Raw genomic sequence first — 16,009 nt, forward strand, 5'->3', positions numbered from 1 at the left:
CGCCTTCGATCTCGCCCGAGGGATGCGGCAGGTCGGGCATGACCGGCGCCCCGGCCTGCGGCAGGGGTGCTGCCGGCTCGGAACCCGATGGCGTGTCGAGCAGATCCTCGTCCGCGTCGCCCGTCGCGCCGGTTTCGACCTCCGGGGGCATGGGCCCGTCCCCTGCGCCGTCCGGTGCCTCCGCCAACTCGGACGAGGGCTCGGCAAGCGGCGCGGGCGCCGCCAGGTCCGTTTCGGGGCTGTCATCCTCGTCCTCCGGCGCGTCCGCCTCATCCGGGGCGAAAGGCATCGCGGAGGCTTCGGGCGCGGGATCGGGGGATGGCTCTTCCGATGGCAGGGGGGCGGGCGTCTCCTCCGGCCGTTCCTGCACCGCCGCGTCGTCGCGCGCGACCGGATCCGCGAGGCCCGCAACCGTGCCGAACCATGGCTCGCCGGGAAACCCGTCCGGCGCGGGGGTGGCGGCGAAGGCCACCGGGCCGAGCGCGTGTTCGCGCGCGAAACCTTCCGCCTCGTCCAGCGTCTCGCGCGCCACCGCCGCGACATGGGTGCGTCCATCGCGCGCGAGGTGATCGATCACCAGCTCCTCGACCGCGTAAGGGGTCGTCCCCTCGAGCGCGGCGGCGACCTGCGCGTCGTCGAGCGTGCCCTCCAGCTCGAGATAGCGGATCTGGTCGTCGGGGATGAGCAGCTTGGTGCGCAGCCCCTCGGGCGCGAGCGACAGCGCCCTGTCGCGCAGCCGCGCGAGATCGCCCGCGAGATCGGGGCTGTCGAGCGGTACTTCGCCCACGCGGCTCCAGCCGTCCGGAGCACGGTGCAGAAGTTTCAGGCCCTCGAGCGAGAGCGACAGGGCGAAATTCGGTGTCATGCGGCAGGCCTTAGCATCACTGGCCGGGTCCGGGAACAGACCCGCCAGTCGGCCCGCATCTTGCAGGCAGCTTTCCGCGCGCGCAACCCGCCGCCCGCAGGTTGTGATCGCGCCCCCTTGCACCATTCCGCCGCTGGGCGTTCGATGCGCGCGACCAAAGGAGGATTCCATGACTTTCGCCCGCCTTGCCGCTCTCGCCCTCGTGACCGGCCTTGCCGTCCCCGCTATGGCCCAGATGGTCGCCCCCGCCATGGCCCAGACGGGGCAATCGACCCTTGCGCCCGTGCGTAGCATCACCGTGGCGGGCGAGGGGCATGTGCGCGCCGCGCCCGAAATGGCCCGCGTCCGCCTCGGTGTGAGCGAAACCGCCCCCACGGCGCGCGCCGCGCTCGACGCGATGAACGCGGCCATGGCCCGCGTGCTCGACCAGCTGAGCGCGGCCGGCATCGCGCCCGAAGACGTGCAGACCGGACAACTCAGCCTCGACCGCGATTACGCGCGCGCCCGCGATGGGCAGTCCGAGCCCGAGGGCTTCGTCGCGAGCACGCTGGTGGAGCTTCGGGTGCAGGAGATCGATTCGCTCGGCGCGGTGCTCGATGCCGCCGTGGGCGAGGGGGCGAACCGGCTGCAGGGGATCGAGTTCATGCTGGCCGATCAGGCGGCGGCACGAAACGAGGCGCGCCGCGCCGCCGTGGCGGATGCGCAGGCCCGTGCCGCGCTTTATGCCCAGAGCGCGGAGGTTGCGCTGGGAGAGGTGCTGTCGATCTCCGAAAGCAACATCTCCTCGGGCCCGCAGCCGATGATGGGCATGCGCATGGCGGCCGCCGAAAGCGTGCCGATCGCGCAGGGCGAGGTGGAGGTCTCGGCCGGGGTGACGCTCGTCTTCGCGATCGACTGAGCCGCGCTCAGCCCCGGCCCGGCAGGTCGGCGATCGCGAAATCCGCCGATCCGCCGCCCTCGGGCTTGGGAATCACGCTGAAGGAGCCGTCGCTTTCGATCACCACGGCGGCGATCTCCTCCGGCGCCGCGCTGCCGTTGTTGCGGATCACCGAGAGAAGCTCCTCGTGGGTGACCCGCTCGCGGCGCAGCGCGTCGTAGAGGATCTCGCCCTTGTGCATCACCAGCCGCGGCTCCGAGCGCACCAGCCGCGCCACGCGCTCTGAGGCGACCGAGCTTTTCGCCACGAGATATTGCAGCCCGATCAGCACGGCGAAAGCGGTCATTCCCTCGGCCAGCGCCACGCTTTCCGACAGCAGAATCGTCGCCAGCGTCGAGCCGAGCGCCACGGTGACGACGAGGTCGAAGGCGTTGAGCTTGGCCAGAGTTCGCTTGCCCGAGATGCGCAGAAAGGCGACGAGCCCTCCATAGGCCAGCGCGCCGACGAGGATGGTGCGGATGATCCCGCTCCAGCCCTGAAACAGCATCTCCTCGATCATCGCGCTCTCCTGCCTTGCGGTGTCATCTCATCCAGAACCCATGGGTGCGCAGGATGGTTCGGATTTCCTTTTCGGTGGCGGGCAGCGCCGCGCGGTCGAACAGCGCGCGCGCCTTGGCGCCCCGCCCCTGGTAGACCATGCGCCTGATCGGCTCGTGCCGCTTCAGGAGTTTCTTGAGCCGGTTCGGCGCGGCCACGCGTTCGAGTGCTGCGACCACGCCGTCCGCCTCGCGCGCATAAAGCAGCGGAAAAGTGCGGTAGTGGCAGGTGAGCGCGCCGTCGAGCCCGACCAGCGCCGGGCCGGGGCGGCCACCCCTCAGGGCATGGATCACCAGCGGCAGCGCCACCTGGTCGAGCCAGGGATCGAAGGGCTGCAGCGCCACCTCCCTTGGCGGATCGTCGCGGATCGTCACCGCGTATTCGGCGAAGAGCGCGCCGAAGGCACGGGCATCCGGCCCGCAGAACCAGCCCGCGTTGAAATAGAGATAGCGCTTCCAGAATTCATCGGGCCAGGACGGATCGAGCGAGCTTTCGAAATCGAGCTCGAATCGGTCATAGAGCGATTTCCAGCTGGCGGTGTAGCCGGGCCAGTAGACCTCCTCGACCGGCCATGTTCCCTCGCGCCGCATCGAGGCGGCGGGGGGCAGGGCGGCGATCGGCAGCTCACCGATCTCGCCGAGAATCAGCGTGTCGCTGTCGAGGAAGAGAAACGGGGAGGCAGGCAGGACGGCGAGCGCCTCGATCTTGTTGCCATGCGGGTAGGCGCTGCCGAAGTGCCGGTTTTCGAAGGGCAGGATCTCGGCTCCCAGTTCGGCGAGCATGGCGCGGCCCTCGTCGCTCATGCGCGGATCCTCGGTCCAGAGCGGGCCGGGCTGCGGCTCGGCCACGATGAGGCGGCCCGCGAATCTCGGCGCGTTGGCACGCAGCGAAGCGGCCAGAAGCAGCGCCTCGGCCTCGATCCGGCCCGACTGGCCGATGATGACGATGTCGAACGATGCCATGCGCGCTCCCTTGCGGGATGACCCTAGGAAGGGGGGCGGGCCCGGTCAAACCGGCATCTTTTGCGAAAGGGGGGAGTGGTGGGCGACCCTGGAATCGAACCAGGCGTGGGTCTCCCCGGCGGAGTTACAGTCCGCTGCCGCACCTTGCAGCTCGTCGCCCGCAGCCGGGCCTCGACCCGGTGCGAGAGCGGGAATAGGCGCTTGACCTGATGGCGTCAACCTCAAAATCCGGCTTCCGCGACGGCGTCGTGACGGCGCGGCGGCGCGGAAGCCGTGGCTGGACTTCGCGGGCACGAACGCGCAATCAGGCGGGGCCTGAGCCAAGCGGAGAGCGCCATGAAGAAGCCGAAATGGGTGATCGAGAAGGAACAGTCCAAGCGCGCCTCGGCCGCCGAGACGGTCTGGCTCTTCGGCCTGCATGCCGTGCGCGACGCGCTCCAGAACCCGCGCCGCGAACGGCTGCGCCTCGTGGTGACGCTCAACGCGCAGGCCAAGCTCGAAGAGGCCATCGCGCAAAGCGGCATGACGCCCGAGATCTCCGATCCGCGCAAGTTCGCGGCGCCGATCGACCCGGAATCGGTGCATCAGGGCGCGGCGCTCGAAGTGAAGCCGCTCGACTGGGGGGCGCTCGACGATGTCGCTCTGGCCGGCGAGGGCGAGGGGCCGCCGCGGCTCTTGCTGCTCGACCGGGTGACCGATCCGCACAATGTCGGCGCGATCCTGCGCTCGGCCGAGGTCTTCGGCGCGCGCGCGGTGATCGGCGTGCAGCGCCATTCCGCGCCAGAGACCGGGGCGCTGGCCAAGACCGCCTCGGGCGCGCTGGAGCGGCAGCCCTACCTGCGGGTGCGCAACCTCGCGGACACGATGGGCCGGCTCAAGGAGATGGGCTATCTCGTGCTGGGCCTTGCCGGCGAGGCGGAGGTCTCGATCGAGGAAGCCATCGAGGGCAGGCGTGACCGCCCGGTGGCGCTGGTCCTGGGGGCCGAGGGGCCAGGGCTGCGCGAGCGCACGCGCGAGACCTGCGACGCGCTGGTGCGCATCGACGCGGCAGGCGGCTTCGGCTCGCTCAACGTCTCGAATGCCGCGGCCGTGGCGCTCTATGCCGTGCGCGTGCCGCGCGGCTCCTGACCCGCAAGGGGCCTCTCGCAGGCTTCACGAATGCGCGAAATGGACTGCCGGTGGAACCATTTCGGGTTTAGTATGTTTCATGGAGGCGCGTATCTGGAACATATGCGTTTCATTTCACTGTCCCTCGTTCCACACCTTGAAGCCCGGGCACGGCCCGGGCTTTTTTTATGTCGAACGCGCCGCCTTTTCGGCGATCCCCGAGCGGCCCTCGCGCCGGGACAGCTCGGCCTCGATGTCGTCGAGGCTCACGTCGCGCGCGGCGCACATCACCAACAGGTGGTAGAGCGCGTCGGCGGCCTCCGAAGTGAGCCTCTCACGGTCGCCCTTCACCGCTTCGATCACCGCCTCGATCGCCTCCTCGCCGAACTTCTCGGCGCATTTCTCCGGCCCCTTGGACAGCAGCTTCGCGGTCCAGCTCGTCTCGGGGTCGGCGCCGCGGCGCGACAGGATCGTCTCGGACAATGCTTTCAGGCTCATGCCATCCTCATCGGAATGCCGGCGGCCTGCATATGCGCCTTGGCCTCGGCGATGCTGTAGGTGCCGAAGTGGAAGATCGAAGCGGCGAGCACGGCGCTCGCGCCGCCTTCGGTGACCCCCTCGACGAGGTGGTCGAGCGTGCCGACACCGCCGCTTGCAATCACAGGGATATCGACCGCCTCCGAAATGGCGCGGGTGAGCGGCAGGTTGAAGCCCTGCCGCGTGCCGTCGCGGTCCATCGAGGTAAGCAGGATTTCCCCCGCGCCACGCGCCTCCATGTCGCGCGCGAACTCGACCGCGTCGATGCCTGTGGGCTTGCGCCCGCCATGGGTGAAGATCTCCCAGCGTCCCGGCTCGACCGTCTTGGCGTCGATCGCCACGACGATGCATTGCGCACCGAAACGCTGCGCGGCCTCGGTGACGACCGTGCGGTCGGCCACGGCGGCGGAGTTGAAGCTCACCTTGTCGGCCCCCGCCAGCAGGAGCGCGCGCACGTCGTGATGGCTGCGCACCCCGCCGCCCACGGTGAGCGGGATGTAGCAGCTCTCGGCGGTGCGGCGGACGAGGTCGAACATCGTGCCGCGATTCTCATGCGTGGCGTGAATATCGAGAAAGCACAGCTCGTCGGCGCCGGCGGCGTCATAGGCGCGCGCGGCATCCACCGGATCGCCCGCGTCGCGCAGGTCCACGAAATTGACGCCCTTCACCACGCGGCCATCGGCCACGTCGAGACAGGGAATGATGCGGGTTTTGAGCATGAGCGGCCTCCGGGCTGTCGCGGTCCTTCTAGCGCCCATGACCCGGCGGGGCCAGTGCCGGAACGGAAGGCCCGCGCGCGTCGTTGGGGCGGCAGCACAATGGGAGCATTTCACATGAAACGCACGATTCTCGCGGGCCTCGCGGCTACCGCCCTCGCCGCACCCGCCATGGCCGACATCGAGACCATGCAAGCCAGCGGTACCGTCGCCGAGGCGATGGACCGTCTGGAGGCTGCCGTCACCGAAGCAGGGGCCACCGTCTTCGCGCGCGTCGATCATGGCGGCGGGGCGGAAAAGGCGGGCATGACGCTGGCCGACAGCGAGCTGCTGATCTTCGGCAACCCGCAGCTCGGCACGCCGGTGATGCAGGAGGATCCGCTCGCCGGGCTCTACCTGCCGCTCAAGATCCTCGCCTATGACGACGGCTCGGGGCAGGTGCACATCGCCTATGAGGAGGTCGAGGAGACCTTCGACGATCTGAACGTCGATGACGATCTCGAGGCCATCGAGAAGATGGAAGACGCGCTGGAGAAGTTCGCCAAGGCCGCGGCGGGGGAGTGAATCCGCCCCGGCGCGCGCGTGACGGACGGCGCGCCATGCGTATTTGAAGAAAGATGAACCGGGGGCGCCGCGCGAAAGGCCGTGCGGCGCCTCTTTGTCTCAGCCCTTGAGCAACGCCAGCGCCTGCGCGAGGTCGATCGCGCCGTCGTAGAGCGCGCGGCCCGAAATCGCCCCCGCGATCACGCCGGTCGATTTCAAGGCTGCGAGATCGTCCAGCGATGAGACCCCGCCAGAGGCGATCACCGGGATCGAGACCGCGCGCGCGAGGGCCTCGGTCGCGGCGAGGTTCGGCCCCGCCATCGCGCCGTCGCGGGCGATGTCGGTGTAGATGATCGCGGCTACGCCCGCATCCTCGAAGCTTTTGGCCAGATCCGTGACCATGACGTCGGTCTCCTCGGCCCAGCCGCGCGTGGCCACGCGGCCCTCGCGCGCATCGAGCCCCACGGCCACCTTGCCCGGGAAAGCCTTGGCCGCCTCGCGCACGAGGTCGGGGTTTTCCACGGCCACCGTCCCGAGAATCACGCGGGCGAGGCCCTTGTCGATCCAGGTCTCGATGGTCTTCATGTCGCGGATGCCGCCGCCGAGCTGCGCCGGCACGCCGGGGCAGGCAGCGAGGATCGCCTCGACCGCATCGCCGTTGACCGGCGCGCCCGCGAAGGCGCCGTTGAGATCGACGAGATGCAGCCACTCGGTCCCGGCCTCGACGAAGGCGCGCGCCTGCGCCGCCGGGTCGTCGTTGAACACCGTGGCCTTGTCCATCTCGCCGCGCAGAAGGCGCACGGCCTGGCCGTCCTTGAGGTCGATGGCGGGGTAGAGGATCATGGCGCGGTCTCCGAAGGCAGAATGTGCGCTCGCGCTGTGGCACGAGGGGGGCGCGGATGCAACGCCGCGTCAGCCTTGCCACGCGGTCCGGCAGCATCGTCTGCTCGCTCCATCTCTAGGGAGGAGACAACCATGAAGAGACTGGCGATCGCAGTCTGTGCGCTGATCGGGATGGCGGGGGGCGCGATGGCCGACCCGCTGCAAGGCACATGGCGCACGGCGCCGGACGACAACGGCAACAGCGGCCTCGTGCAGGTCGCGCCCTGCGGCGCGCAGCTTTGCGGGCAGCTGGTGAAGGCCTATGGCCCCGGCGGCGCCGAGATCGCCTCGCCCAACCTCGGGCGCAACATCATCTCCGAGACCATATCCGTCGGAGGCGGCGAGTATCGCGGCAAGGTCTTCGCCCCCGATACCGGCAAGACCTATAATTCCAAGCTGGTGATGACCGGCAATCGTCTGTCGGTCTCGGGTTGCGTTCTGGGCTTCTGCCGCGAAGGCGGAGTCTGGCAGAAGCTGCAATAGGCCGGAACAGCACGGGGGGCCTGCCGGTTCTTTCTTTCGCAGTTGAAAAGGGAAGGACATCTCATGCCCCTCGTCACCACCAAGGACCAGACCCAGCTCTATGTGAAGGATTGGGGCGAAGGCCGCCCCGTGGTGCTGATCCACGGCTGGCCGCTCAATTCCGACAGCTGGGAATACCAGGCGGTGCGCCTGGCCGAAGCGGGCCACCGTGTCGTCGCCTATGACCGCCGCGGCTTTGGCCGCTCGGGCCAGCCGTTTCAGGGCTATGACTACGACACCATGGCCGACGATCTCGACACGGTGATGCGCGAGCTGGATCTCAGGGACGCGGCCATCGTCGGCTTCTCGATGGGCGGCGGCGAGGTCGCGCGCTACATGTCGCGCCACGAGGGGCGCAATGTGCGCGCCGCCGGGCTGATCGCCTCGATCGCGCCGGGCATGCTCAAATCCGACAAGAACCCCGACGGCGTCACGCCCGACGTGTTCGAGGGGATGAAAGAGGGCCTGCGCAAGGACCGGCCCGAATTCCTATCCGAGTTCTTCAAGAGCTTCTATGGCAACAAGGTCAGCGAAGGCGTGCTGCACTGGTCGCTGATGATGGCGATGCAGGCCAGCCCCAAGGCCACGCTCGATTGCGTCGACGCCTTCGGCAAGACCGATTTCACCGATGACATGAACGCCTTCGGCGTGCCGACCTTGGTGGTGCACGGCGCCAAGGACGAGACCGTGCCCGCCGACCCCTCGGGCCGCCGCGCGGCGAGGCTGATCGGGCAGAAGGCGACGCTCAAGGAATACGACGACGCGCCGCACGGGCTCACCGCGACCCATGCCGACCGCTTCTACGAGGATCTCGCCGCTTTCCTGAAGTGAGCGATGTCCCTCGGAAGCGAAAGGCCCGCGCCTTGCGCGGGCCTTTTGCGGTCAGGGGGTCCAGCTCAGGAAATTGGCGATGAGCCGCAAGCCCGCCGCTTGGCTCTTTTCGGGGTGGAACTGTGCACCCACCACGTTGCCGCGTCCCACCACTGCGGTGACCGCGCCGCCGTAATCGACATGCGCGAGCAGCGTGTCGGTCTCGCTTGGGCGGAACTGCCAGCTATGGACGAAATAGGCGTGATCGCCGGTCGAGATGCCCTCCAGAACCGGGTGGGGACGGTCGATGACCAGATCGTTCCAGCCCATGTGCGGCACCTTGAGCGCGGCATCGGCGGGATCGATCTTGACGATCTCGCCGGGAATCCAGCCCAAGCCCTCGGTCCGCTCGTATTCATGGCCGACCTCGGCCAGAAGCTGCATGCCGACGCAGATCCCGAGGAAGGGCCGCCCCTTCACCTCGACCGCCTCGACCAGCGCCTCGTGCAGGCCGGGTTGGGCCGAGAGCGCGTTCCGGCAATGCGGGAAGGCCCCGTCGCCGGGCAGCACGATCCGGTCGGCGCGGGCCACGTCCTCGGGGCGCGAGGTGACGATCACCTCGCCTGCATCGCCCTCGCGCGCCATGCGCTCGAAGGCCTTCTGCGCCGAGTGCAGGTTGCCGCTCTCGTAATCGATCAGCGCGGTGAGGCTCATAGCGCCCCCTTGGTCGAGGGGATGGCGTCCGCGCGGCGCGGATCGGGCTCCACCGCCTCGCGCAGGGCGCGGGCGACGGCCTTGAACGCGGCCTCGGCCACGTGGTGGGCGTTGTGGCCGTGGAGGCGGTCGATATGCAGCGTGATGCCGCCATGGGTGGCGATCGCCTGGAAGAACTCCTGCACCAGATCCGTGTCGAAGCTGCCGATCTTGGCAGAGCGGAAATCGAGGTTGCAGATCAGGAAGGGCCGGGCCGAGAGGTCGAGCGCGCAGCGCACCTGCGCATCGTCCATCGCAAGATGACACGCGCCGTAGCGGCGGATGCCGGTCTTGTCGCCCAGCGCCTGTTTCAGCGCCTGGCCCAGCGCGATGCCGGTGTCCTCGACCGTGTGGTGATCGTCGACATGCAGGTCGCCCTTGGCGCGCACCTTCATGTCGATCAGCGCATGGCGCGACAGCTGGTCGAGCATGTGGTCGAAGAAGCCGACGCCGGTCTGGTTGTCATAGGCGCCGGTGCCGTCGAGGTCGATCTCGACCTCGATCGCGGTCTCGGCGGTGGTGCGGGTGATCTTGGCGGTCCGCATGTCATCCCTCAGCTGGTTGCGCCGCACCTATAGGCGGCGACGTCGCCGGGGCCAAGGGCCGCTTCAACGATGTGGGGGAGGCCGAAACTGGAGCGGGTGATGAGATTCGAACTCACGACCCTTACCTTGGCAAGGTAATGCTCTACCCCTGAGCTACACCCGCTTCCGTTTCGTGGGGCGGATTTAGCCAAGCGGGCGAGGGGGTGCAAGGGGGCAAAGCGGAAAATTCGTGCGACCTCGCGGAAGCCGAAAAGCATCGTTTCGAAAGCGAAAAAGCCGCGCTTGCGGCGCGGCTGTCAACTGATCCTTGGGGGGGAGGCGAAACTGGAGCGGGTGAAGAGATTCGAACTCTCGACCCTTACCTTGGCAAGGTAATGCTCTACCCCTGAGCTACACCCGCTTCCGTTTCGTGTGGCGGATGTAGCCAAGCGGGCGGGGGGGTGCAAGCGGAAAATCGACGCCCGCCGCGGAAAATTCGCCTCGTACAAGAAGGGCGGGGTGTATCGCCGTACCTTGCGTATCAGGCCGGGGCCTTGGGTTCGATCAGGTCCCAACGGTTGCCCCATGGATCGCGGAACACGGCCACGGTGCCATAGGGTTCATGTCGCGGCGCCTCCTCAAAGACGACGCCGCCCTCTGTCATGCGGGCGGCGTCGCGGGCGAAGTCATCGGTTTCCAGAAACAGCCAGACCCGACCGCCCCCCTGCGCGCCGATGGCCGCGCGCTGCTCGGGGCCGTCGGCGCGGGCAAGGATCAGCCCCGTCCCACCCGAAGGCGGCACCACCCGGACCCAGCGCTTCGTGCCCATTGGGACGTTTTCAGCGAGGTCGAACCCCATCGGGCCGGTGAAGAAGGCGATGCCTTCTTCGTATTCCGGCACGAGGAAGCTGACCGCGCCGAGCCGGGTCACTCGATCTCGACCAGAAGATCCTTGGCGTCGATCTGCGCGCCGGGGGTCACATGCACCGCCTTGATGGTGCCCTTGTGCTCGGCGTGCAGGCCGGTCTCCATCTTCATCGCCTCGATGGTCAGCAGCATGTCGCCCTGCTTGACCTTCATGCCGACCTGCGCCGCCACGGTCGAGACCACGCCGGGCATCGGCGCGCCGACATGGCCCGCATTGCCCGGCTCGGCCTTGGGGCGCTTGGCGGTCTTGGCCGCGACCTTGCGGTTGGGCACGCGGATCGTGCGCGGCTGGCCGTTGAGTTCGAAGAACACCCGGACCTCGCCCTCGTCGGTGGTCTCGCCCACCGCCTGCAGGCGGATCTCCAGCGTCTTGCCCGGATCGATCTCGGCCGAGATCTCCTCGCCCTGCTCCATGCCGTAGAAGAAGGTCCGCGTCGGCAGGGTACGGACGGGGCCGTATTGCTGGTGCCGCTTGGCGTAGTCGGTGAAGACCTTCGGATACATCAGGTAGGCGTTGAGATCCTCGTCATCGATCGTAGCCTCGCCCGTGGCCGCGACGGCTTCGGCGCGCGCGGCGTCGAAATCGACCGGCTTGAGATGCTTGCCGGGGCGGTCCTTCAGGGGCTTTTCGCCCTTCAGGATCTTGGCCTGCAGCGCGCCGGGCCATCCGCCCGGCGGCTGGCCGAGGTTGCCCTTCATCATGTCGATGACGCTGTCGGGGAAGGAGACGTCGTGGTTCGGATCCTCGACCTGCTCGCGGGTGAGCCCCTGGCTCACCATCATCAGCGCCATGTCGCCCACCACCTTGGAGGAGGGCGTGACCTTCACGATGTCGCCGAACATCATGTTCACCTCGGCATAGGTCTTGGCGACCTCGTGCCAGCGCTCCTCGAGACCGAGGCTGCGCGCCTGCGCCTTGAGGTTAGTGAACTGCCCGCCGGGCATCTCGTGCAGATAGACTTCGGAGGCCGGGGCCTGCAGCCCGCTCTCGAAGGCGGCGTAATGCGCACGGACCTGCTCGAAATAGTTGGAGATCTCGCGGATCGCCTCGATGTCGAGCCCGGTGTCGCGCTCGGTCTGGCTCAGCGCCTCGACGATCGAGCCCAGCGTCGGCTGCGAGGTATTGCCCGAGAAGCTGTCCATCGCCGCGTCGATCGCATCGACCCCCGCCGCCGAGGCCGCCAGCACGGTCGAGATCGCCGCACCCGAGGTGTCATGCGTGTGGAAGTGAATCGGCAGGCCGACCTCTTCCTTCAGCGCGGTGAAGAGCTGCGTCGCCGCGGGGGCCTTCAGCAGGCCGGCCATGTCCTTGACGCCCAGCACATGGGCGCCGGCCTTTTCGAGCTCCTTGGCCATCTCGACGTAGTACTTCAGGTCGTACTTGTCGCGCGCCGGGTCGAGCATGTTGCCGGTGTAGCAGATCGTGCCTTCGCAGACCTTCTCGGCCTCGATCACCGCATCCATCGCGACGCGCATGTTCTCGACCCAGTTCAGGCTGTCGAAGACGCGGAACACGTCGACGCCGGAGGTCGCGGCCTGCTTCACGAAGCCCTGCACCACGTTGTCGGGGTAGTTGGTGTAGCCCACCCCGTTCGAGGCGCGCAGCAGCATCTGCGTCATGACATTTGGCATGGCCTTGCGGATGTCGCGCAGCCGCTGCCAGGGGCATTCCTGCAAGAAGCGGTAGGCCACGTCGAAGGTGGCGCCGCCCCAGCATTCGACCGAGAACAGGCCGGGCAGGTTGGCGGCATAGCTCGGCGCCACGCGCACCATGTCGATCGAGCGCATCCGCGTGGCCAAGAGCGACTGATGGCCGTCGCGCATGGTGGTGTCGGTGATGAGAAGCTGCTTTTGCGCCTTCATCCAGTCGGCCACGGCCTGCGGGCCCCGCTCGTCGAGGATCTGCCGCGTGCCGGGGGTGATCTCCGTGCCGCGCGGGGCGGGGGCGCGGGGCGGCTTGGCGTCGCGGGCGGGGCGCACACGGCCCTCGGTCTCGGGATGGCCGTTGACGGTGATGTCGGCGACGTAAGTGAGCAGCCGCGTCGCGCGGTCGCGGCGCAGGTCGAAATCGAACAGCTCGGGCGTCGTGTCGATGAACTTCGTGGTGTACTGGTTCGACAGGAAGGTCGGGTGCTTGAGCAGGTTGATCACGAAGTCGATGTTCGTGGAGACGCCCCGGATGCGGAACTCGCGCAGCGCCCGGTCCATACGCGCGATCGCCATCTCGGGCGTCTGGGCGCGCGCCGTGACCTTGGTCAGCAGCGAATCGTAAAAGCGGGTGATCACCGCGCCGGAATAGGCGGTGCCGCCGTCGAGCCGGATGCCCGGGCCGGTGGCCGAGCGGTAGGTCTGGATCCGGCCATAGTCGGGGATGAAGCTGTTGTGCGGGTCTTCGGTCGTCACCCGGCACTGCAGCGCATGGCCGTCAAGCTGCACGTCGTATTGCGAGGCGCAGCCCGTGGCCTCGACGATCGACTTGCCCTCGGCGATGAGGATCTGCGCGCGCACGATGTCGATGCCGGTGACCTCCTCGGTCACCGTGTGCTCGACCTGCACGCGGGGGTTCACCTCGATGAAGTAGAATTCGCCCGAATCCATGTCCATCAGGAACTCGACCGTGCCGGCGCATTCGTAATTCACGTGCTGGCAGATCTGTTTGCCGAGGTTGCAGATGCGCTCGCGCTGGGTCTCGGAGAGATAGGGGGCGGGCGCGCGCTCGACGACCTTCTGGTTGCGGCGCTGGACCGAGCAGTCACGCTCCCACAGGTGGTAGATCTGGCCATGGGTGTCGCCGAGGATCTGCACCTCGACGTGGCGGGCGCGCTGGATCATCTTCTCGAGATAGCCCTCGCCATTGCCGAAGGCGGCCTCGGCCTCGCGCCGGCCCTCGCGGACCTTCTCCTCGAGCTCGCTCTCGTCGAGGATCGGGCGCATGCCGCGCCCGCCGCCGCCCCAGCTTGCCTTGAGCATGAGCGGATAGCCGACCTCGGCCGCCTCGCGGCGGATCGCGTCCATGTCGTCGCCCAGCACCTCGGTCGCGGGGATCACCGGCACGCCCGCTTCGATCGCCACGCGCCGGGCGCTGGCCTTGTCGCCGAGCTCGCGCATGGTCTGCGCCTTGGGGCCGATGAAGGTGATGCCGGCGGCGGTACAGGCGTCGACGAATTCGGGGTTCTCCGAGAGCAGGCCGTAGCCGGGGTGGATCGCGTCGGCGCCCGACATCTTGGCGACACGGATGATCTCCTCGATCGAGAGATAGGCCTGCACCGGGCCCAGCCCCTCGCCGATCCGATAGGCCTCGTCCGCCTTGAAGCGGTGCAGGCTGAGCTTGTCTTCCTCGGCATAGACCGCGACGGTCTTCTTGCCCATCTCGTTGGCGGCCCGCATCACGCGGATCGCGATCTCGCCGCGGTTGGCAATGAGGATCTTCTCGAATTCGGCCATGTCCACCCCTTCCGTCTGGTCGGGCGCAGTCTAGGAGTTTCTGCGGTGCAGTATAGCCCCGAGATGCTGTGGACGGGCCCGGCCCATCCGCAACTGATAGCGCTAACGGAGGATCAGGCCGCGTCATCCTCCGGCGCGGGCGCCCCCTCGCGATGCGCCGCGAGCAGCGTGGCGCCCTGTGCAAGGGCAGGGTCGTCCTCACCCACCAGGGCCACCTGGTTGCGGCCGCGGCCCTTGGCGTCATAGAGCGCGTCGTCGGCGGCCTTCATCAGCTGTTGCGGCATCGTGCCATCCTCGGGATGGACCGCGACGCCGATCGAGACGGTGATGCGCGGCAGGTTCTTCTCACCGTAGCGCACGGTGATCCGCTCGATCGCGCTGCGCAGCGCCTCGGCGCGCAATGCCGCCGCCTGCAAGCTCAGATCGGGCAGCAGCAGCATGAACTCCTCTCCGCCCATGCGGCAGGCCGTCTCGTCGCCGTCGCAGAGCTGTTCGAGCACCGACCCCACGGCGCGCAGCACCATGTCGCCCGCGTCGTGCCCGTGGGTGTCGTTGAACCGCTTGAAGTGATCGACGTCGATCGAGAGGATCGACAGGGGCCGGTCCTCGCGGTGGGCGCGGTCGAGCTGGCGGCGCAGCGTCTCGGTCAGGTGGCGGCGGTTGTAGAGCCCGGTGAGCGGATCGCGGATCGAGCGGTCGTGCAGCTGGTCGCGCATCTGGACGTTGGCAATGGCGAGGCTGATCTGCTCGGCGCACATCTGGGCCAGCTTCTGGCTGGCGCGGAAATCCTCCAGCGTCACGCCGTCCTTGGCCTTGAGGTGCAGCAAGCCCACCGTCTCGCCATGCGCCAACACCGGAAAGCAGAAGGAGGGGCGATCGTCCTGGGTCTCGGAATGGCCGCAAGGGAAATCCACCTCGGCGCTGCCGAAGGCATAGGTCCGGCCCCGGCGCAGGCCCCAGCAATCCTCGGCCCGGATGTGATCGCAATGATGCCCGCCGTTCCAGCTGGCCGAACCGACCAGCACGTCGCGCGAGTTGGAGTAGACATAGACGCTACCCTCGCTGCCCGGCAGGATGTGGCTCATGAAGCGGCCGACCATCTCGAACAGCTCCCCCAGCGAGCGCGAGGATTGCAGCCATTCGTTCAGCTCGCCCAAGAGCCGGACATTGCGCGCCAGCCGCATCTGCTCTTCCATCATCTTCCGCTCGTTCTCGGCGCGGTTGTGAATGACGCGCAGCTGCGCGCGGCCCGAGCTGCGGATCACCAGGCTGGTTGCGCCGAGCATGATCAGCGAGACGACGGAGAGCGCGATGAAGATCTTTTTGAGCCGGTCGACGAAGATCGCGTGCAGGTCCGTCAGATCCGTATAGAATTCGATCGCGCCGACGAAGCGGCCGTTCTGCAGGATCGGGGCGTAGATTTCGGCCACCAGCAGCAAGTTGTCTTCGCCGTGATGGTGGTTCGACAGGGCGTGAAGATGCCCGTCCACCTCCTCCATCGGCTTGAGGTCGCTCTTGTAGTAGAACACGCCGGTGGCGACGACGTTCTCGAAATAGGGCTTGTCGTTCACCGTCGCGATGTCGCTTGGCCGGCTGGACCAGAACACCCGGCCATCCGCATCGAACAGCTTGAAGCGGTAGATGGCCGACAGGGTCGTGAGCTGCGACAGCCAGCGCTCGTCATCCGCGGTGGTGGCGCCCCGGGCGAAGGTCTCGCTGCCCTGATCGAGCGCCTCGATCACCCGCACGCGCCATTCGCGGGCTTCGCGATGCACATCGTCGCGCAGCATCCGCTCCACGATGGGGCTGGGCAGGTAGATCACCGACAGGCACATCGCCACGGTGACGAGGCCGAGAAACGGCATCAGCAGCTTGTTGAACAAGGGGCGTGAGCGGCGGCGTCGGTCGGTGGTGACGGGCATGGCGGGCATCCTGTTTGTCTG

The 16,009-nt window shown here is 67.9% G+C and carries 16 protein-coding genes and 3 tRNA genes; 5 read left to right on the plus strand and 14 right to left on the minus strand.

Annotated elements, in window-relative coordinates; genetic code table 11:
• On the minus strand, positions 1-865 hold an 865-nt coding region (locus NHG85_RS01700), incomplete at its 3' end, for a serine/threonine-protein kinase (RefSeq protein WP_502213718.1).
• A gap of 169 nt (positions 866-1,034) precedes the next feature.
• Between NHG85_RS01700 and NHG85_RS01705 the strand changes: the two genes are divergently transcribed.
• Complete coding sequence (locus NHG85_RS01705; RefSeq protein ID WP_253329194.1) at positions 1,035-1,763, plus strand: SIMPL domain-containing protein; 729 nt, start codon at positions 1,035-1,037, stop codon at positions 1,761-1,763.
• A 7-nt stretch (positions 1,764-1,770) separates the two neighbouring features.
• On the opposite strand, the gene NHG85_RS01710 is transcribed toward NHG85_RS01705, so the two are convergent.
• The 3 genes from NHG85_RS01710 to NHG85_RS01720 all read right to left on the minus strand — a co-directional run bounded on the left by NHG85_RS01710 (position 1,771) and on the right by NHG85_RS01720 (position 3,461).
• Entirely contained in the window at positions 1,771-2,301 is a 531-nt protein-coding gene (locus NHG85_RS01710) for a DUF421 domain-containing protein (RefSeq protein WP_253329196.1), read from the minus strand.
• 22 nt (positions 2,302-2,323) lie between these two features.
• On the minus strand, positions 2,324-3,301 hold the full coding sequence (locus NHG85_RS01715; protein ID WP_253329198.1) for a GT-B fold glycosyltransferase domain-containing protein: 978 nt from the start codon (positions 3,299-3,301) through the stop codon (positions 2,324-2,326).
• Between the two features lie 76 nt (positions 3,302-3,377).
• A tRNA-Tyr gene (locus NHG85_RS01720) sits at positions 3,378-3,461 on the minus strand.
• A 176-nt stretch (positions 3,462-3,637) separates the two neighbouring features.
• On the opposite strand from NHG85_RS01720, the gene rlmB reads away from it, so the two are divergent.
• The gene (rlmB, locus tag NHG85_RS01725; RefSeq protein ID WP_253329200.1) at positions 3,638-4,429 is read left to right on the plus strand and encodes a 23S rRNA (guanosine(2251)-2'-O)-methyltransferase RlmB; all 792 of its coding nucleotides are present in this window, start codon (positions 3,638-3,640) and stop codon (positions 4,427-4,429) included.
• Between the two features lie 165 nt (positions 4,430-4,594).
• Here the strand turns inward: rlmB and NHG85_RS01730 are convergent, their stop codons facing one another.
• Complete coding sequence (locus NHG85_RS01730) at positions 4,595-4,906, minus strand: phosphoribosyl-ATP diphosphatase (protein ID WP_253329202.1); 312 nt, start codon at positions 4,904-4,906, stop codon at positions 4,595-4,597.
• Positions 4,903-5,664, minus strand: coding sequence for an imidazole glycerol phosphate synthase subunit HisF (hisF, locus tag NHG85_RS01735; RefSeq protein ID WP_253329204.1), 762 nt, complete (start codon positions 5,662-5,664; stop codon positions 4,903-4,905). Before hisF ends, NHG85_RS01730 begins: the two co-directional genes overlap by 4 nt.
• Positions 5,665-5,778: 114 nt before the next feature.
• Between hisF and NHG85_RS01740 the strand changes: the two genes are divergently transcribed.
• On the plus strand, positions 5,779-6,225 hold the full coding sequence (locus NHG85_RS01740; RefSeq protein ID WP_253329206.1) for a DUF302 domain-containing protein: 447 nt from the start codon (positions 5,779-5,781) through the stop codon (positions 6,223-6,225).
• 99 nt (positions 6,226-6,324) lie between these two features.
• Here NHG85_RS01740 and hisA read toward each other — a convergent pair whose 3' ends face one another.
• Entirely contained in the window at positions 6,325-7,047 is a 723-nt protein-coding gene (gene hisA, locus NHG85_RS01745; RefSeq protein WP_253329207.1) for a 1-(5-phosphoribosyl)-5-[(5-phosphoribosylamino)methylideneamino]imidazole-4-carboxamide isomerase, read from the minus strand.
• A gap of 132 nt (positions 7,048-7,179) precedes the next feature.
• Between hisA and NHG85_RS01750 the strand changes: the two genes are divergently transcribed.
• Positions 7,180-7,569, plus strand: a complete 390-nt coding sequence (locus tag NHG85_RS01750) for a DUF2147 domain-containing protein (protein ID WP_253329209.1) — start codon at positions 7,180-7,182, stop codon at positions 7,567-7,569.
• Positions 7,570-7,632: 63 nt separating this feature from the next.
• Positions 7,633-8,439: an alpha/beta fold hydrolase gene (locus NHG85_RS01755; protein ID WP_253329211.1), complete on the plus strand. Its 807-nt coding sequence runs from the start codon at positions 7,633-7,635 to the stop codon at positions 8,437-8,439.
• Between the two features lie 51 nt (positions 8,440-8,490).
• Here NHG85_RS01755 and hisH read toward each other — a convergent pair whose 3' ends face one another.
• The 7 genes from hisH to NHG85_RS01790 form a co-directional block, all read right to left on the minus strand.
• Positions 8,491-9,132, minus strand: coding sequence for an imidazole glycerol phosphate synthase subunit HisH (gene hisH / locus NHG85_RS01760; RefSeq protein WP_253329213.1), 642 nt, complete (start codon positions 9,130-9,132; stop codon positions 8,491-8,493).
• A complete protein-coding gene (hisB, locus tag NHG85_RS01765) occupies positions 9,129-9,716 on the minus strand; it encodes an imidazoleglycerol-phosphate dehydratase HisB (protein WP_253329215.1) in 588 nt (195 codons plus the stop codon). The genes hisH and hisB overlap by 4 nt, the downstream gene beginning before the upstream one ends.
• An 88-nt stretch (positions 9,717-9,804) precedes the next feature.
• A tRNA-Gly gene (locus NHG85_RS01770) sits at positions 9,805-9,879 on the minus strand.
• 162 nt (positions 9,880-10,041) lie between these two features.
• Positions 10,042-10,116, minus strand: a tRNA-Gly gene (locus NHG85_RS01775).
• Between the two features lie 120 nt (positions 10,117-10,236).
• Positions 10,237-10,626, minus strand: coding sequence for a VOC family protein (locus NHG85_RS01780; protein WP_253329218.1), 390 nt, complete (start codon positions 10,624-10,626; stop codon positions 10,237-10,239).
• Positions 10,623-14,066 (minus strand): pyruvate carboxylase, encoded by a 3,444-nt coding sequence (locus NHG85_RS01785; protein WP_253329220.1) that lies wholly within the window; start codon positions 14,064-14,066, stop codon positions 10,623-10,625. Before NHG85_RS01785 ends, NHG85_RS01780 begins: the two co-directional genes overlap by 4 nt.
• A 113-nt stretch (positions 14,067-14,179) precedes the next feature.
• A complete protein-coding gene (locus NHG85_RS01790) occupies positions 14,180-15,988 on the minus strand; it encodes a diguanylate cyclase (protein ID WP_253329222.1) in 1,809 nt (602 codons plus the stop codon).
• Positions 15,989-16,009 lie beyond the last annotated feature (21 nt).

It is taken from the genome of Limimaricola litoreus (assembly GCF_024159025.1).
Lineage (GTDB): Bacteria > Pseudomonadota > Alphaproteobacteria > Rhodobacterales > Rhodobacteraceae > Limimaricola > Limimaricola litoreus.